Annotated in this window: 1 protein-coding gene; it reads right to left on the bottom strand. The window is 44.6% G+C overall.

Annotation, left to right across the window (positions count from 1 at the left end; all coding sequences use genetic code 11):
- A partial coding sequence (locus tag R2R70_RS21370; protein WP_410979104.1) for a hypothetical protein occupies positions 1-217 on the bottom strand: 217 nt, incomplete at its 3' end.
- Between the last annotated feature and the right edge of the window lie 41 nt (positions 218-258).

Below are 258 nucleotides of genomic sequence, written 5' to 3' on the forward strand. Positions count from 1 at the left end.
GGGCTTGGTCTTTCCCCGCATGAATTTGTCCTACCACCACAGAATATGCGGCTTTTTTACTTGAGTCTGTTGCGCGTAATGCCACATGATCAACCTTCAACGTGGCTTCCATTTTTCCACCTACAGAGCCAAAGCGCTCAGAGAGTGGGTGAACAGCTAATGCAAAATTATTTTTTGAACTTTTTGTTTTTATTTTTGTGTTAGTACCGCGGATCATTTGCCTTAACTCACTGCGGGTGTTGGTAGAGTTAGCGCTGG

This window comes from Cobetia sp. SIMBA_158, from assembly GCF_046566945.1.
In the GTDB taxonomy this organism is placed as follows: Bacteria; Pseudomonadota; Gammaproteobacteria; order Pseudomonadales; family Halomonadaceae; genus Cobetia; species Cobetia amphilecti.